General features: G+C 66.7%; 11 protein-coding genes and 1 pseudogene. 5 read left to right on the top strand and 7 right to left on the bottom strand.

The features are described 5' to 3' along the window. Positions 1-21 precede the first annotated feature (21 nt). A complete protein-coding gene (locus MVG78_RS18760; protein WP_247555284.1) occupies positions 22-618 on the bottom strand; it encodes a transposase in 597 nt (198 codons plus the stop codon). Between the two features lie 146 nt (positions 619-764). Between MVG78_RS18760 and MVG78_RS18755 the strand changes: the two genes are divergently transcribed. Beyond that, complete coding sequence (locus MVG78_RS18755) at positions 765-2,876, top strand: hypothetical protein (protein WP_247555282.1); 2,112 nt, start codon at positions 765-767, stop codon at positions 2,874-2,876. Positions 2,877-2,922: 46 nt separating this feature from the next. Here MVG78_RS18755 and purQ read toward each other — a convergent pair whose 3' ends face one another. From purQ to purC, 3 genes and pseudogenes are all read right to left on the bottom strand, one after another. Next, complete coding sequence (gene purQ / locus MVG78_RS18750) at positions 2,923-3,597, bottom strand: phosphoribosylformylglycinamidine synthase subunit PurQ (RefSeq protein WP_247555279.1); 675 nt, start codon at positions 3,595-3,597, stop codon at positions 2,923-2,925. Between the two features lie 349 nt (positions 3,598-3,946). Continuing rightward, a pseudogene (gene purS / locus MVG78_RS18745) lies at positions 3,947-4,180 on the bottom strand (phosphoribosylformylglycinamidine synthase subunit PurS); the annotation flags it as partial. 80 nt (positions 4,181-4,260) lie between these two features. Further along, the gene (gene purC, locus MVG78_RS18740) at positions 4,261-5,025 is read right to left on the bottom strand and encodes a phosphoribosylaminoimidazolesuccinocarboxamide synthase (RefSeq protein ID WP_247555261.1); all 765 of its coding nucleotides are present in this window, start codon (positions 5,023-5,025) and stop codon (positions 4,261-4,263) included. A 328-nt stretch (positions 5,026-5,353) separates the two neighbouring features. Here purC and MVG78_RS18735 point away from each other — a divergent pair, with 328 nt between their 5' ends. Continuing rightward, the gene (locus MVG78_RS18735; RefSeq protein ID WP_247555245.1) at positions 5,354-5,845 is read left to right on the top strand and encodes a hypothetical protein; all 492 of its coding nucleotides are present in this window, start codon (positions 5,354-5,356) and stop codon (positions 5,843-5,845) included. A 64-nt stretch (positions 5,846-5,909) separates the two neighbouring features. Then, entirely contained in the window at positions 5,910-6,734 is an 825-nt protein-coding gene (locus tag MVG78_RS18730) for a hypothetical protein (RefSeq protein ID WP_247555242.1), read from the top strand. A gap of 115 nt (positions 6,735-6,849) precedes the next feature. Here MVG78_RS18730 and purB read toward each other — a convergent pair whose 3' ends face one another. Continuing rightward, positions 6,850-8,193, bottom strand: a complete 1,344-nt coding sequence (gene purB / locus MVG78_RS18725) for an adenylosuccinate lyase (protein WP_247555239.1) — start codon at positions 8,191-8,193, stop codon at positions 6,850-6,852. Positions 8,194-8,385: 192 nt separating this feature from the next. Between purB and MVG78_RS18720 the strand changes: the two genes are divergently transcribed. Together MVG78_RS18720 and MVG78_RS18715 are read left to right on the top strand one after the other, a co-directional pair. Then, positions 8,386-8,955, top strand: a complete 570-nt coding sequence (locus MVG78_RS18720; protein WP_247555220.1) for a DUF1993 domain-containing protein — start codon at positions 8,386-8,388, stop codon at positions 8,953-8,955. A 146-nt stretch (positions 8,956-9,101) separates the two neighbouring features. Then, complete coding sequence (locus MVG78_RS18715) at positions 9,102-10,190, top strand: branched-chain amino acid aminotransferase (RefSeq protein WP_247555217.1); 1,089 nt, start codon at positions 9,102-9,104, stop codon at positions 10,188-10,190. 340 nt (positions 10,191-10,530) lie between these two features. Here MVG78_RS18715 and MVG78_RS18710 read toward each other — a convergent pair whose 3' ends face one another. Next, positions 10,531-11,667, bottom strand: coding sequence for an LLM class flavin-dependent oxidoreductase (locus tag MVG78_RS18710; RefSeq protein ID WP_247555199.1), 1,137 nt, complete (start codon positions 11,665-11,667; stop codon positions 10,531-10,533). A gap of 15 nt (positions 11,668-11,682) precedes the next feature. Next, positions 11,683-13,044: an aminotransferase-like domain-containing protein gene (locus tag MVG78_RS18705; protein ID WP_282615026.1), complete on the bottom strand. Its 1,362-nt coding sequence runs from the start codon at positions 13,042-13,044 to the stop codon at positions 11,683-11,685. Positions 13,045-13,113 lie beyond the last annotated feature (69 nt).

Genomic DNA, 13,113 nt, shown 5'->3' with positions numbered 1-13,113 from the left:
GAGGGTTGCCTGGACGGGTGCTCACGGCCAGGCGTGGCGCAGGCGGTTGGGGAGGCGAGCGCGGCCGCCGGCGGTGCGGTGAAGGGCGGCGAGGGTTTTCAGCCAGTTCCGGTAGGCGGTGAGGGTGCCGTAGCGCGTTGGAAAGGGCGGGATTTTCACCCGACGCAAGGTTTCGGACAAATCCGGATCGGGGAGGAGCCAGGGCGGGCCCGGGAGGGCGGAGCGGAGGCCGAGGCGGCGGGCGAGGAGGATGAGGCGCAGGCCGAGGATGCGGTAGGCGCGGCGGGCGGCGCGGCAGATGCGGTGCTCGATGGCGCGGAGGGGGTGGCTGGGGTGGGTTTCGGCCAGGAGGGTGAGGAGGCGGGTCCAAAGGCCGTTATGGGTGAGGCGGCGGAAGTAGCGGGCGATGGTGGCGGGGTTGCCGTAGTGGGGTGGGAGGGCACGCCAGGGGTCCGGGGTGAGGGCGAGGTGGAAGATGGCGTCCATGCGGAGGCGCAGGTCGGCGATGGGGCGGCCGGCGGGGGAGCGCGGGAGGATGTGGGGGAGGAGAGCGAGCCACTCGTCGTCGGTCAGGGGGCGGAAGGGTTGGGGTGGGGAGAGGCGGGAGGGGTGGCGCATGGGTGGCAGTGTAGCATGGGGGTGGGAAATAGGCAAGTTTTCCTATGTTTAGTTCTCCTTTGCATCGCGAAATGTGGCTGTGTCTACAGCATTGGCTGTGCAATGATATTGTTGTTTGGAAGCTTCCCGCAGGACTGAGGTCTACAATGGAAACTGGAAAGTCGTGGCCGATTGATCAATTTTGGCTGCCAAATATGGGTGTCGAGAAAGCGCTTTCGGACTCGAAGATAAAAGGTTGGTATGGCAAAGCTCAGGCGAAAGATGAATTTGTGGAGCCCAGACTTAGTTTGATAGATGGTGATCCAGAAACATCAAAAATTTTTATCATTTCTGCTCCAGGGGCAGTTGGCAAGAGTACTTTGGCCTCTATTCTCTCTAACAAACTAAACTTCGCATTAATAGATCTCTCCATTACAACTCCGCTTGGTGGGAATTTCTTCAAGGGCGGGTTGGCAAATGCCTTCGGATTTGATGCTTTGCAAAAAGCAGCAGACGGCAAAATTGGGATGATTGTTGATGGTCTTGATGAGGCTCAGCTTCGTGCTGCCCCAAATGCTTTTGAGGCCGCTCTCGCCGATTTAGCGGAAATTGCTGTTAGCCCCAATGCAAAGCCTGTCATTTTATTAGGCAGAGCTGTTGCTGCGGACGATGCTGCAGCTTGGTTGATGAGTGCCAATTTTGATGTATGTCAGATGGCCATTAATTTCTTCGATGAAGAAAAAGCTCTGGCATACATGAAGGCAAAATCAAAAATATTGGCCGCACGTTCGACTGAACTGATGACGGCGTATGAAAATCATTTTTCCGCCTTTCATGATCTTGCGCGTGAAACTAGAGAGCGTCTCAAGACCGTGAACGGTGGTGATGATATAAGGTTTTCCGGCTATGCACCAGTTTTGGATGCTATATGCGAATTTGTTCTTGATCCAGAAAAAAGAAATCCAGCCGGTAGGGTTGCTGAAGTCAAAGGTGGAACGCAGATAGAGTTAGTAAACTCTCTGGCGGACGCAATCCTGATCCGCGAACAAAGAAAGCTTTTAGGTCAGTTGCGCGAAAAACTTGGTGAGAACTACCATGAAACTGCTAGTAAACTTTATAGTATAGAAGAACAAAAAGAGAGAGTGCTTGCACGCATCCTTGGTCTGCAAAGTGTCGAAGTTGAGCCGATTTTGGATGTACACATTCGTGAAGCTTATTCAGAAATGGTTGCTCGCTTTATTCCGCAGCACCCTTTCCTAGATGCTAATGGTACCCGGCCCGCTAATTTGGTGTTCGCGGCGTATCTTTTTGTTTGGGCCCTTAGAAACGGGGAGTTAACGGAGGAAACAAGAAAATTTCTTTCCGGAAATGTTCAGTTTGCATCAGGAATTCTTTTCGACCTTTATTTTCAAGAGATGAGCGCGGAACAACAGCAATATTTACCTATGAGTGAAGTGGGGCTGCTTTATCAAGCACTGCAATCGCAAATGACTGCTCGTCAGCGGGTTTTGTTGGATGTGTCTTCTGCGTCTGATGACATGGATGATATTACAGTGGTATTTGAGGTTATAGAAGCAGATAACGCGTTGGGCGAAAAAATCTTTGGTCCCTACAAGGGGGTAGTAGATGCTCCTCTCGATCTAAAATCACCATTTAGTAACGTATACATAGATGCCCCAATTTTTTTATCTCTTGGCGACGGCGCTATACAACAAATTGGAGCTCCGGTGGAAATATCTGTTTCCGAATTGACCATTGCGGCTAAACAAATTTTCGTTCACGGCAGCAAAATAGATAACAGTAAGGACGCTCTGATTGTTTTTATGTCAGCAGGAGAAGCTGATTGTATGCTTGTGCAAAGCGTTAGCGTAAGTGGTGCCACTCTGGCAGTTTCTTGGCCAAACGATCGTCATCATCCTTGGACGAGTTATATAGCTGACCTAGAGCCGCCTGCTAGCCCAGATCTAAGTTTCATGAGGAGGAGGCTTAGGAAAATATTAACTTCTTTCAGATCGCATAGCAAAGGCGCTCTGGTTCGATTTGCGCCGAAAATCGATGCCCTGAGAATGACAAAAGATGCTAGGGGAAAGAATTTAGTTAGAGCGTTGATTGATGACGGAATATTGAGCAAAGTAGATATGGGAAAATTCTATGTGCTTCACCCTGATAAAATGGCTGAATTTCTAGGTATTGACTACCATGCGCTTCAGCAACAGAGATACGTCCCGCACATTGATGTTTATCTGGAGAGCGTCATCAGACGCTATCCGAGTAACTAAAGCGGGAGGCGCGGGGGCAGAGCCCCTGCGCTGCGACGCCCGGTCCTCAGGCCCCGACCAGGGTTTCCGCGATGCTCTGGAAGAGCGGCAGGCCGTCCTCGCCGCCGGTGAGGGGGTCCGCGTAGTTCTCGGGGTGGGGCATCATGCCGAGGATACGGAGGTTGGGGGAGAGGATGCCGGCGATGTCGCGGACGGCGCCGTTGCGGTTGCGGTCGGCGTAGCGGAAGGCGACGAGGCCTTCGCCCTCCAGCCGGTCCAGCGTGTCCTCATCGGCAAAATAGTTGCCGTCGCCATGGGCCATGGGGGCGCGGAAGGTTTCGCCCTGCTGCCAGCGCGCGGTGTAGGGGGTGCCGGCGCGTTCGACGCGCAGGACGCAGTCCATGGAGAGGAAGCGGAGCCCGGCGTTGCGGAGGAGGGCGCCGGGGAGGAGGCCGGCCTCGGTGAGGATCTGGAAGCCGTTGCAGACGCCGAGGACGTGGCCGCCCTTGGCCGCGAAGTCCTTGATGGACTGCATGATGGGGGACTGGGCGGCCATGGCGCCGCAGCGGAGGTAGTCCCCATGGGAGAAGCCGCCGGGGAGGACGACGAGGTCGAGGCCCGGGGGGAGGGCGTGCTCGCCATGCCAGAGCATCAGGGGCTCGTGGCCCGAGGCGCGCTTCAGGGCGAGGGCCATGTCGCGCTCGCGGTTGGTGCCGGGGAAGACGACGATGGCGGCCTTCATGGGGGGTGCCTTTCCGTGGAGGTCAGTTCTGCCAGAGCTTCAGGTAGTGCAGGCCGCCCATCAGGACGATGGTGAGCAGGGCGGCGATGGCGGCGGCGGTGACCCAGCGGTCGAGGGTGCGCTTGCCTTCCCGGAGGAGGGAGGGGCGGCGGGCGCGGCGGGTCCGTGCCGTGGGCTGGGGCGGCGGGGCGGGGGGGTAGTGGCGTTCCCGCCAGCGCAGGGTCATGGCGACGAGGACGGTGAGGCCCAGCATGAGGAGGAGGGAGGCCTTGATCATGCGCGCGGGGCCCCGCCGATGAGGTGGGGGCGCGGCATGGGCGAGGCTCCCTCCGCCGGGGTCACGCGGGGAGACCTCGACGCGGAAGCTCTCGATGACGGTGTTGGCGAGGAGCTTGCGGGCCATGTCCTCGGCCTGGGCCTTCGCCTTGTCCGGGTCGGTCTCGGTCAGGTCGAGCTCGATGACCTTGCCGGCGCGGACGTCGTGGACGGCGTCGTAGCCCAGGTTGGCGAGGGCGTGGGCGATGGCCTTGCCCTGGGGATCGAGGACGCCTTGCTTGGGCATGACGGTCACGCGGGCTTTCACGGGGTGTGGTCTCCCAAGGGGGTGTGGGGGGGTAAGCGGTGGGGCGGGTGAGGGCCTGGCGGGGGCCGTCACTGCATCGGTTACTGCATCAACTCCGGGCCCTTGAGGTCGCGGACGCCGGCCTCGGGGAGGATGCCGAGGCGGCGGGCGACTTCCTGGTAGCCTTCCTCGACCTTGCCGAGGTCGCGGCGGAAGCGATCCTTGTCCATCTTCTCGCCGGTCTTGCTGTCCCAGAGGCGGCAGTTGTCGGGGGAGATCTCGTCGGCGAGGACGATGCGGACCTCCTCATTCTCGTAGAAGCGGCCGAATTCGAGCTTGAGGTCCACGAGGACGATGCCGATGCCGAGGAAGAGGCCGGTGAGGAAGTCGTTCACGCGCAGGGCGAGTTGGACCATGTCGTCCAGGTCCTGGGTGGAGGCCCAGCCGAAGCAGGTGATGTGCTCCTCGCTGACCATGGGGTCCTGGAGGGCGTCGTTCTTGTAGTAGTACTCGATGATCGAGCGGGGGAGGCGCTGGCCTTCCTGGATGCCGAGGCGGGTGGAGAGGGAGCCGGCGGCGACGTTGCGGACCACCAGTTCGAGGGGGATGATCTCGACCTCCCGGATCAACTGCTCGCGCATGTTCAGGCGGCGGATGAAGTGGGTGGGGATGCCGATGTCGGAGAGGCGCGTCATCAGGTATTCGCTGATGCGGTTGTTGAGGACGCCCTTGCCGGTGATGACGCCTTTCTTGGCGCCGTTGGAGGCGGAGGCGTCATCCTTGAAGTACTGGACGAGGGTGCCCGGTTCCGGACCTTCGAAGAGGATCTTCGCCTTGCCTTCGTAGAGTTGCCGCCGTCGGGCCATCGTCAATCGTCGTCCAGAAATCCGTCGTGGCCGCCGGACCCTGGGTCGTGGGGGACCGGGGGTCGGGCAGCCTGTGGCGGGTGGGTATAGCAGGGGGTGGGGGGTTCTTCCACCGCCGAGGGTGTGCCGTCAGCCCCGCGTGGCCGTGAGGGCGCGGGGCCTTGAAGGGCCCGTCCGTCCGGGCAGGCTGGCTGTCGTGTGAACGGCCAGTATCAACTTTCGGGACGTGGTCTGTCAACGGAAAGGGTTTTGAGCCGTTTACAGGGGCACAGGCGGACGGGCCGGGCGCCCGGTCGGACAACGCCGCAGGTTGATGAGGAGAGCGGGCATGCGGAGCAGTCTCAAGGGCGGTTTTGCGGTGGTGGCGGGGCTGGCGCTGGGGGTGGCGGGATTCATGCCCGCGGCGATGGCCCAGGCCCAGACGGGTGCCAGCCAGCAGGGCACGATCGGGACGCCAACGGCGCCGGGTGGCGGCGGATCGACGATGGCGCAGGGCACGCCCGGAACTGCGCCCGGAACTGCGCCCGGCATGGGGACGGCCGCGCCGATGACCACGCCACGGCCGGCGGGGGAGGCGGGCAGCGGGTCGCAGGCCTCGGGCACGCCGGTGACGGCGACGCCGGAGGCCGGGGCGAACAGCTTCACCGAGGGGCAGGCGCGGAGCCGCATCGAATCGGCGGGATACTCGCAGGTCTCGGAGCTGAAGAAGGACGACGCGGGTGTGTGGCGCGGGAAGGCCACGCGGAATGGCCAGACCGTCGATGTCGGGTTGGATTTCCGCGGCAACGTGGTGACGGGCGCCGCTTCCGCCACGCGCTGAGGCTGCCGGGGTGAGGCGGTGGAGCGGCGGATCACGAAAGAACGAGACGAGAGGAAGGCGAACCATGGCTATGCGGACCATTACCCGGCTTTTCGACACCCACGACCATGCTCTGGCGGCGGTGCGGGACCTGGAGGCGGCGGGCTTCCGGCATGAGGATGTGAGCATCCTCGCCAACAATGCGGACGGGCGCTATGGCGACGCCGCCGTGCTGCCCGGGGAACGGGCCGAGGGGCATGCGGACACCGCCGAGAACAGCGAGTCCGGGGCCGGGATCGGGGCCACGCTGGGGACGGTGCTGGGCGGTGGCGCGGGCCTCGCGGCCGGGCTCGGGGCCTTGGCGATCCCTGGTGTGGGGCCCGTGGTCGCGGCGGGCTGGCTGGTGGCGACGCTCACCGGGGCCGGGGCGGGTGCGGCGGCCGGCGGGTTGCTGGGGGCGCTGACCGGGGCCGGGGTGAGCGAGAGCGAAGCCGGGACCTATGCCGAGGGTGTGCGGCGGGGCGGGACGCTGGTGACGGTGCGGAGCGAGGATGCGCGCATCGACGAGGCGGAGCGGATTCTGGCCAGCCATGGGCCGGTGGATGCCACGGTGCGGGAGGCGGATTACCGCGCGGGCGGTTGGACCGGGTATCGGGACGATGACGATCTGAACACGCTGGAGGCGGGGCGCGGCACGGCCTCGGCGCCGGACGGCACGCCGGGGAACCCGCCCGGCACGGCGGCGACGCGGGCGGCGGATCGCGCGGCGGGCACCAATCTGAGCGGGGCCTATCCGGAGCAGTCGGACGGTACGCCGGCGAATCCGAAGGGCACGGTGGCGAGCCGGGGCTTCGACCGGGTTGCGGGCACGAATACCAGCGGCACCAACCCGACCGGGACGGGGCGCTGAGCTTCTTCGGGTGATCCTGGAGGCTGGGCGGTTCGGCCCGGCTCTTCCCGGGGCAGGCTGACGCGGAGGGAAAGGCCCGTGGCGCCACACTGGCACCGCGGGCCTTTCCGTATCCTCAGGCGCCTTCGCTGGCGAAGACGCGGGCCAGGGTGGCCTGGGTGTGGCGGAAGTCCTTGGCCGGGTCCATGGCGGCGTCGAGCGTCGCGGCGTCGAGCTTGGCGGAGACCTCGGGGTCGGAGAGGAGCTCGTCGCGGAAGGAGCGGCCGTTGGGCGTGCCCAGGGCGGTCCAGGTGGCCATGGCGGCGCGCTGGACGGCGGCATAGGAGGCCTCGCGGCTCATGCCGGCCTGGGTGAGGGCAAGCAGGACCTTCTGGCTGTGGACGACGCCGCCCAGGGCCTCGAGGTTGCGCTTCATCTGCTCGGGATAGACGGTCAGCTTGTCCATCATCGAGGTGGCGCGGGCCAGGGCGAAGTCCATGGTGATGGTGGCGTCGGGGCCGATGAAGCGCTCGACGCTGCTGTGGCTGATGTCGCGCTCGTGCCAGAGGGCGACGTTCTCCAGGGCCGGGGCGGCGTAGCCGCGGATGACGCGGGCGAGGCCGGTGAGGTTCTCGCTCAGCACCGGGTTGCGCTTGTGCGGCATCGCGGAGGAGCCCTTCTGGCCCGGGTGGAAGTATTCCTCGGCCTCCCGCACCTCGGAGCGCTGGAGGTGGCGGACCTCGGTGGCCAGGCGCTCGATGGCGCTGGCGGTGATGGCCAGGGCGCAGAAGAAGGCGGCGTGGCGGTCGCGGGGGATCACCTGGGTGGAGACGGGCTCGGCGCGCAGGCCCAGGCGTTCGGCGACGAAGGCCTCCACACGGGGATCGACCGAGGCGAAGGTGCCGACGGGGCCGGAGATGGCGCAGGTCGCGACCTCCTCCCGCGCGGCGGCGAGGCGCCTGCGGCAGCGGGCGAATTCCGCCCAATGGCCGGCGAGCTTGATGCCGAAGGTCGTGGGTTCGGCATGGATGCCGTGGCTGCGGCCGATGGTGGGGGTGAGCGCGTGTTCCTCGGCCCGGCGGCGGAGGGCGGCGAGGAGCGCGTCCAGATCGGCCAGGAGCAGGTCGGCGGCGCGGGTGAGCTGCACGTTCAGGCAGGTGTCGAGCACGTCCGAGGAGGTCATGCCCTGGTGCATGAAGCGGGCCTCGGGGCCGATGCCCTCGCCCAGCCAGGTGAGGAAGGCGATGACGTCGTGGCGGGTGGTGCGCTCGATCTCGTCGATGCGCTCCACATCGGCGGCGGTGATGCCGGCGGTGCGGAGGTCGCCCTTCTCGCGGATCACGCGCGCGGCCTCGGCCGGGATGGTGCCGAGCTGGCCCATGGCCTCGGCCGCCAGGGCCTCGATCTCGAACCAGATCTTGTAGCGGGTCTCGGGCGACCAGATCGCGGTCATCTCGGGGCGGGCGTAGCGCGGGACCATGGGGGACCTCTCTGAACGGCGCGGTCCCCCTCGCGCGTGGGGGGAGGGTTCGTCAAGGGAAAGCGGTGCGGGGCTGGGGTGCGGGGGGTCTGGAGGCCGGGACCCTGGTGTGCGCGGCGGGCAGGTTGTCTCATCAGCTCTCTCGAAACGGATCAGGGCGCCATCCGGGCCGGCCCTCAAGAGGGAACATTCATGTCACTCACATTGACCGGTCTTCTCGTTCCCACCTACCGGCAGATGCTGCGCATGCTGGCTGGCCTGCTGGACAAGGCGCAGCAGCAGGTGCCGGGGCGGGCGGAGGCCATCCTCTCGGCCCGGCTGGCCGCCGACATGTACCCCCTGGCGACACAGTTGAGATTCGCCGCGCTCCAGGCGCAGGAAGCGGTGTTCAGGCTGCGGGGAGAGCCGATGCCAGGGTCCCTGGATGAACTGGCGGCCGAAGGGCGTCATGCCGGCGAAGCGCCCGGGCTGATCTCGGACGCCCGGGCGCGGATCGACGAGGCCCTTTCGCTCCTCGATGGCCTGGCTCCGGACGCGCTGGATGGCGGAGCCGGCCTGCCGGTCGTCATCGAGCTTCCGGGAGGCATCACCTTCGACCTGACGGGCGAGGAATATGCCCGCGACTGGGCGCTGCCGCAGTTCTATTTCCACGCCGTGACCGCCTATGCGATCCTCCGGAGCCAAGGGGTCGGGATTGGGAAGGCCGACTACGTGCCTCATATGTTCGCCTATCTCCGGCCAGGGTCCATGCCGGGACGCTGAAACTGGGCGAGCCGAGGGGCTTGCCCGGCCCGCCCCGCACTCCGCACAAGGCAGGCAGGACCAGATCGTGCAGGCGGAGGGCCTTCCGGGGCAGTTTCTTGCGCTACAAAGGCATGACGAGCAACGAAACCAAAAGAGCTGGTGCCATGACCATTCCGACCATCCGCGTGACCCGCACCCAGTCTCCGAAGCCGCGCCCCGACGAGGCCGACCTGACCTTCGGCAAGGTCATGACCGACCACATGTTCCTGATGGACTACGAGGAGGGGAAGGGCTGGCACGACCCGCGCATCGTTCCCTATGGGCCGCTGAGCATGGACCCGGCGACCTCGGTCCTGCATTACGGGCAGACGGTGTTCGACGGGCTGAAGGCCTTCCGCGGGCCGGACGGCAAGATCCGCCTGTTCCGCGCCCGGCGGCATGCCGAGCGGCTGAACAAGTCCTGCGCCGCGCTCTGCATCCCGCCGATGGACCCGGAGCTGATCCGCCGTTCCTTCGAGGAACTGGTGGCGGTGGACCATGACTGGGTGCCGCACCGCGCGGGGACGTCGCTGTACATCCGCCCCACGGTGGTCGCGACGGAGGTGCAGCTCGGCGTGCATCCGGCGCACCGGCTGACCTATTTCGTCATCTGCTCGCCGGTCGGCGCCTACTACAAGGAAGGCGTGAAGCCGGTGAAGATCCTGGCCACGGACAAGTATGTGCGCGCGGTGCGCGGCGGGCTGGGCGAGGCCAAGACGGCGGCCAACTACGCGGCCTCCCTCGCCGCCGCGCAGGATGCCGAGGCGCAGGGCTATACCCAGGTGCTGTGGCTGGATGGCGTGGAGCGGCGCTACCTCGACGAGGTGGGCACCATGAACATCATGGTGAAGATCGGCGACGAGGTGATCACCCCGCCGCTGGCCGGCACCATCCTGGACGGCGTGACGCGCAACTCCATCCTGACCCTGCTGCGCGACTGGGGCGTGAAGGCCAGCGAGCGGCCGATCACCATCGACGAGGTGATGCAGGCCGGGCGCGACGGGACGCTGAAGGAGATGTGGGGCACGGGCACCGCCGCCGTCGTCTCGCCGGTCGGGCTGCTCGGCTACAAGGGCGAGAAGATCGTCATCAACGGTGGCGAGACCGGGCCGCTGACGCAGAAGCTGTACGAGGCGATCGTGGCGATCCAGTACGGCACCGCGCCGGATGCCCATGGCTGGACGAGCGAAGTGAAGGTGCCGGCGGCGGCGTAAGGCGGCTCTTTCCGGGCGTTGCGCCGTCCCGGGGGAAGGCGCCGCCTTCACCCCCGGACCCCCCATCCGCCAGGACCCTGCGGGCCCTGGACCCGGTTTGTTGGCACTCGCTGTGGCCGGATCGCGCCGGAGAGCCAGGCTCTCCGGCGGGCTGTCGGCGCCACGAGTGTGGAGATGGTGTTTTTCTTCTTTTGGAGTCCCGCCGATCCACCTGCTTTTCGGGATCGGGCTGCTGGCTGACCTTGCCACCCGGTGCCAGCGAAAGGCGGGGTCTGGGGACATACCATGTCCCCAGCGGCCTCCTGGGGAGGCGGCGCCTCCCCAGGAGGCCGCTGGCTGTTCAGCGCCAGCCGAGGGCGGGGGCGATGTGCTTCAGGATGCCCTCGATGACATGGGCGCAGTATTCGACGCCGAGCTGGTTGGGGATGGTCAGCAGCAGGGTGTCGGCCTCGGCGATGGCCTCGTCCTCGCGGAGCTGGGCGATCAGGGCCTCGGGCTCGGCGGTGTAGCCGCGGCCGAAGATGGCGCGGGTGTTGTCGCCGAGCAGGCCGACCTGGTCCTGCTCCTTGCCGCCACGGCCGAAATACTCGCGGTCCCGGTCGTCGAGCAGGGGGAAGATGCTGCGGCTGACGGAAACGCGCGGGGTGCGGCCGTGGGCCGCTTCCTTCCAGGCCTCGCGGTAGAGGCGGATCTGCCTGGCCTGCTGGATGTGGAAGGGCTCGCCGGTTTCGTCGTCCTTGAGGGTGGAGCTTTGCAGGTTCATGCCGAGCTTCGCCGCCCAGACGGCCGTGGCGTTGGAGCCGGAGCCCCACCAGATGCGCTCGCGCAGCCCCTCGGAATAGGGCTCCAGCCGCAGCAGGCCGGGCGGGTTGGGGAACATCGGGCGCGGGTTGGGGCGGGCGAAGCCCTGGCCCTTGAGCACTTCGAGGAAGACTTCCGCGTGGCGGCGGCCCAGATCGGCATCCGTCTCGCCCTCGGCGGGGGCGTAGCCGAAGTGGCGCCAGCCATCGATCACCTGCTCGGGCGAGCCGCGGCTGAGGCCGAGCTGGAGGCGGCCGCCAGAAATGAGGTCGGCGGCGCCGGCATCCTCCGCCATGTAGAGCGGGTTCTCGTAGCGCATGTCGATGACGGCGGTGCCGAGCTCGATCGTCTTCGTCCGCGCGCCCATGGCGGCGAGGAGCGGGAAGGGCGAGGCGAGCTGGCGGGCGAAGTGGTGGACGCGGACATAGGCGCCGTCCGCGCCCAGCTCCTCGGCCGCCACGGCGAGGTCGATGGATTGCAGCAGGGCGTCGGCGGCGCTGCGGGTGCCGGAATGGGGGAGGGCGTCCAGTGCCCGAAGGAGAGGAAGCCGATCTTCTTCATGGGGTGTGTGGTCCCGGTTGGGAGAGGTGTGGGGCGGGGGGCGCCCGGGGCTGTTGCCGCGGGATATGGGGCGGTTGCGGGCGGGGTGGTCATCACCCGGGGTGATGACCGTCATGGAGGCCGGGCTGGCTCAGCCGACGAGGGTGGCGTCGGGGCCGGCGAGGGCGAGTTCCAGCAGGGTTTCGAGGGCCGGGCGCAGGGTGGCTTCCGCGGGAGCGGCGAGGGCCAGGCGGACGGCATCGGGGGCGTGGCCGGGGCCGGTGGCGAATTCGGCGGCGGGGGAGACGGCGATGCGGCGGCGGGCGGCGGCGGCCACGAAGGTTTCCGCCCGCCAGGGATCGGGCAGTTCGAGCCAGAGGTGATAGGCGCGCGGATCGCCGCGCAGGGAGAGGCCGGCGGCGCCGAGGAGGTCGCGCGCCAGGGCGTTGCGGCGGCGGGCGTCCTGGCGCTTGCGGCGGACGAGTTCCGCGACGCTGCCATCCTCCATCCAGGCGGCGGCGGCGGCGAGGGTGAAGCCCTGGGCGGCCCAGCCGCCGACGCGCAGGGCGGCGGCGATGCGGGGGCGCAGGGCGGGCGGGGTGGCGAGGATGCCCAGCGTCATGCCGGGGGCGACGCGCTTGGAGAGGCTGTCCACCAGCACCACGCGTTCCGGCGCATGGGCGGCGAGCGGCGGGAGGATGTCCTCGGCGAGGAAGCCGTAGACGGAGTCCTCCACCACCAGGATGTCCAGGCTGCGGCAGAGGGCGGCGATCTCCCGGCGGCGGGCTTCGGGCATGCTGGGGCCGAGCGGGTTGTGCAGGTCCGGCTGCAGGTAGAGCAGGCGCAGCGGATGGGCGGCATGGGCCGCTGCCAGGGCATCGGGGCGCAGGCCGTGGCCGTCCATGGCCAGCGGCACGAGGGCGAGGCCGAGGCGCTGGGCGATGCCTTTGGCGAGCGGGTAGGTCATGGCCTCCAGGCCCAGGCGCTCGCCGGGGGCGATGAGGGCGGTGAAGCAGGCGGAGAGGGCCTGCTGGCCGCGGCCGGCGAAGAGCAGGGATTCGGGATCGGGCGCCCAGCCGGCGCGGGTGAGAAGGCTGGTGGTGGCGGCGCGGATGGTGGCGTCGCCGGCGGCGGCGGCATGGGAAAGCAGGGGCTGCAGTGCCTCCGGCCGTGACAGGCGGGCGAGGGCGGGGGCGAGGAGCGCGCCCTGTTCCGGCAGGACGGAGAAGTTCACCTCCAGATCGGTGATTCGGTCGGTGTGGCGTTCGCGTGCCGGGAGGCCGGGCGGGGCCTGTGTGGCGCGGAGGAAGGTGCCGCGCCCGACCTCGCCCACCACGATGCCGCGCCGGACGAGCTCGGCATAGACGCGGGAGGCGGTGGAGGGGGCGATGCCCTGGCGGTGGGCGTAGTCGCGGCTGGGGGGGAGGCGTTCGCCCGGCTGGCGGCGGCCGGCGGCGAGATCCTCCGCGAGGTCGTGGGCGAGGCGGTCAGCGAGGTCACGGAAGTCGGTCACGGGAATATTGTACCGAGGACAATTGCGATGTTGAAGCGGAAATTGGTGCTGTGCCAGAAGGTGAATCGG

This window comes from Roseomonas gilardii subsp. gilardii, from assembly GCF_023078375.1.
GTDB lineage: Bacteria > Pseudomonadota > Alphaproteobacteria > Acetobacterales > Acetobacteraceae > Roseomonas > Roseomonas gilardii.
This window is presented reverse-complemented; position numbering and strand designations above follow the sequence as displayed.

What these genes read in the sequence shown, in the direction of transcription:
- MVG78_RS18760 (WP_247555284.1), bottom strand. Translation starts at nt 618, where the DNA reads ATGCGCCACCCCTCCCGCCTCTCCCCACCCCAACCCTTCCGCCCCCTG.
- MVG78_RS18755 (WP_247555282.1), top strand. Translation starts at nt 765, where the DNA reads ATGGAAACTGGAAAGTCGTGGCCGATTGATCAATTTTGGCTGCCAAAT.
- purQ (WP_247555279.1), bottom strand. Translation starts at nt 3,597, where the DNA reads ATGAAGGCCGCCATCGTCGTCTTCCCCGGCACCAACCGCGAGCGCGAC.
- purC (WP_247555261.1), bottom strand. Translation starts at nt 5,025, where the DNA reads ATGGCCCGACGGCGGCAACTCTACGAAGGCAAGGCGAAGATCCTCTTC.
- MVG78_RS18735 (WP_247555245.1), top strand. Translation starts at nt 5,354, where the DNA reads ATGCGGAGCAGTCTCAAGGGCGGTTTTGCGGTGGTGGCGGGGCTGGCG.
- MVG78_RS18730 (WP_247555242.1), top strand. Translation starts at nt 5,910, where the DNA reads ATGGCTATGCGGACCATTACCCGGCTTTTCGACACCCACGACCATGCT.
- purB (WP_247555239.1), bottom strand. Translation starts at nt 8,193, where the DNA reads ATGGTCCCGCGCTACGCCCGCCCCGAGATGACCGCGATCTGGTCGCCC.
- MVG78_RS18720 (WP_247555220.1), top strand. Translation starts at nt 8,386, where the DNA reads ATGTCACTCACATTGACCGGTCTTCTCGTTCCCACCTACCGGCAGATG.
- MVG78_RS18715 (WP_247555217.1), top strand. Translation starts at nt 9,102, where the DNA reads ATGACCATTCCGACCATCCGCGTGACCCGCACCCAGTCTCCGAAGCCG.
- MVG78_RS18710 (WP_247555199.1), bottom strand. Translation starts at nt 11,667, where the DNA reads ATGACGGTCATCACCCCGGGTGATGACCACCCCGCCCGCAACCGCCCC.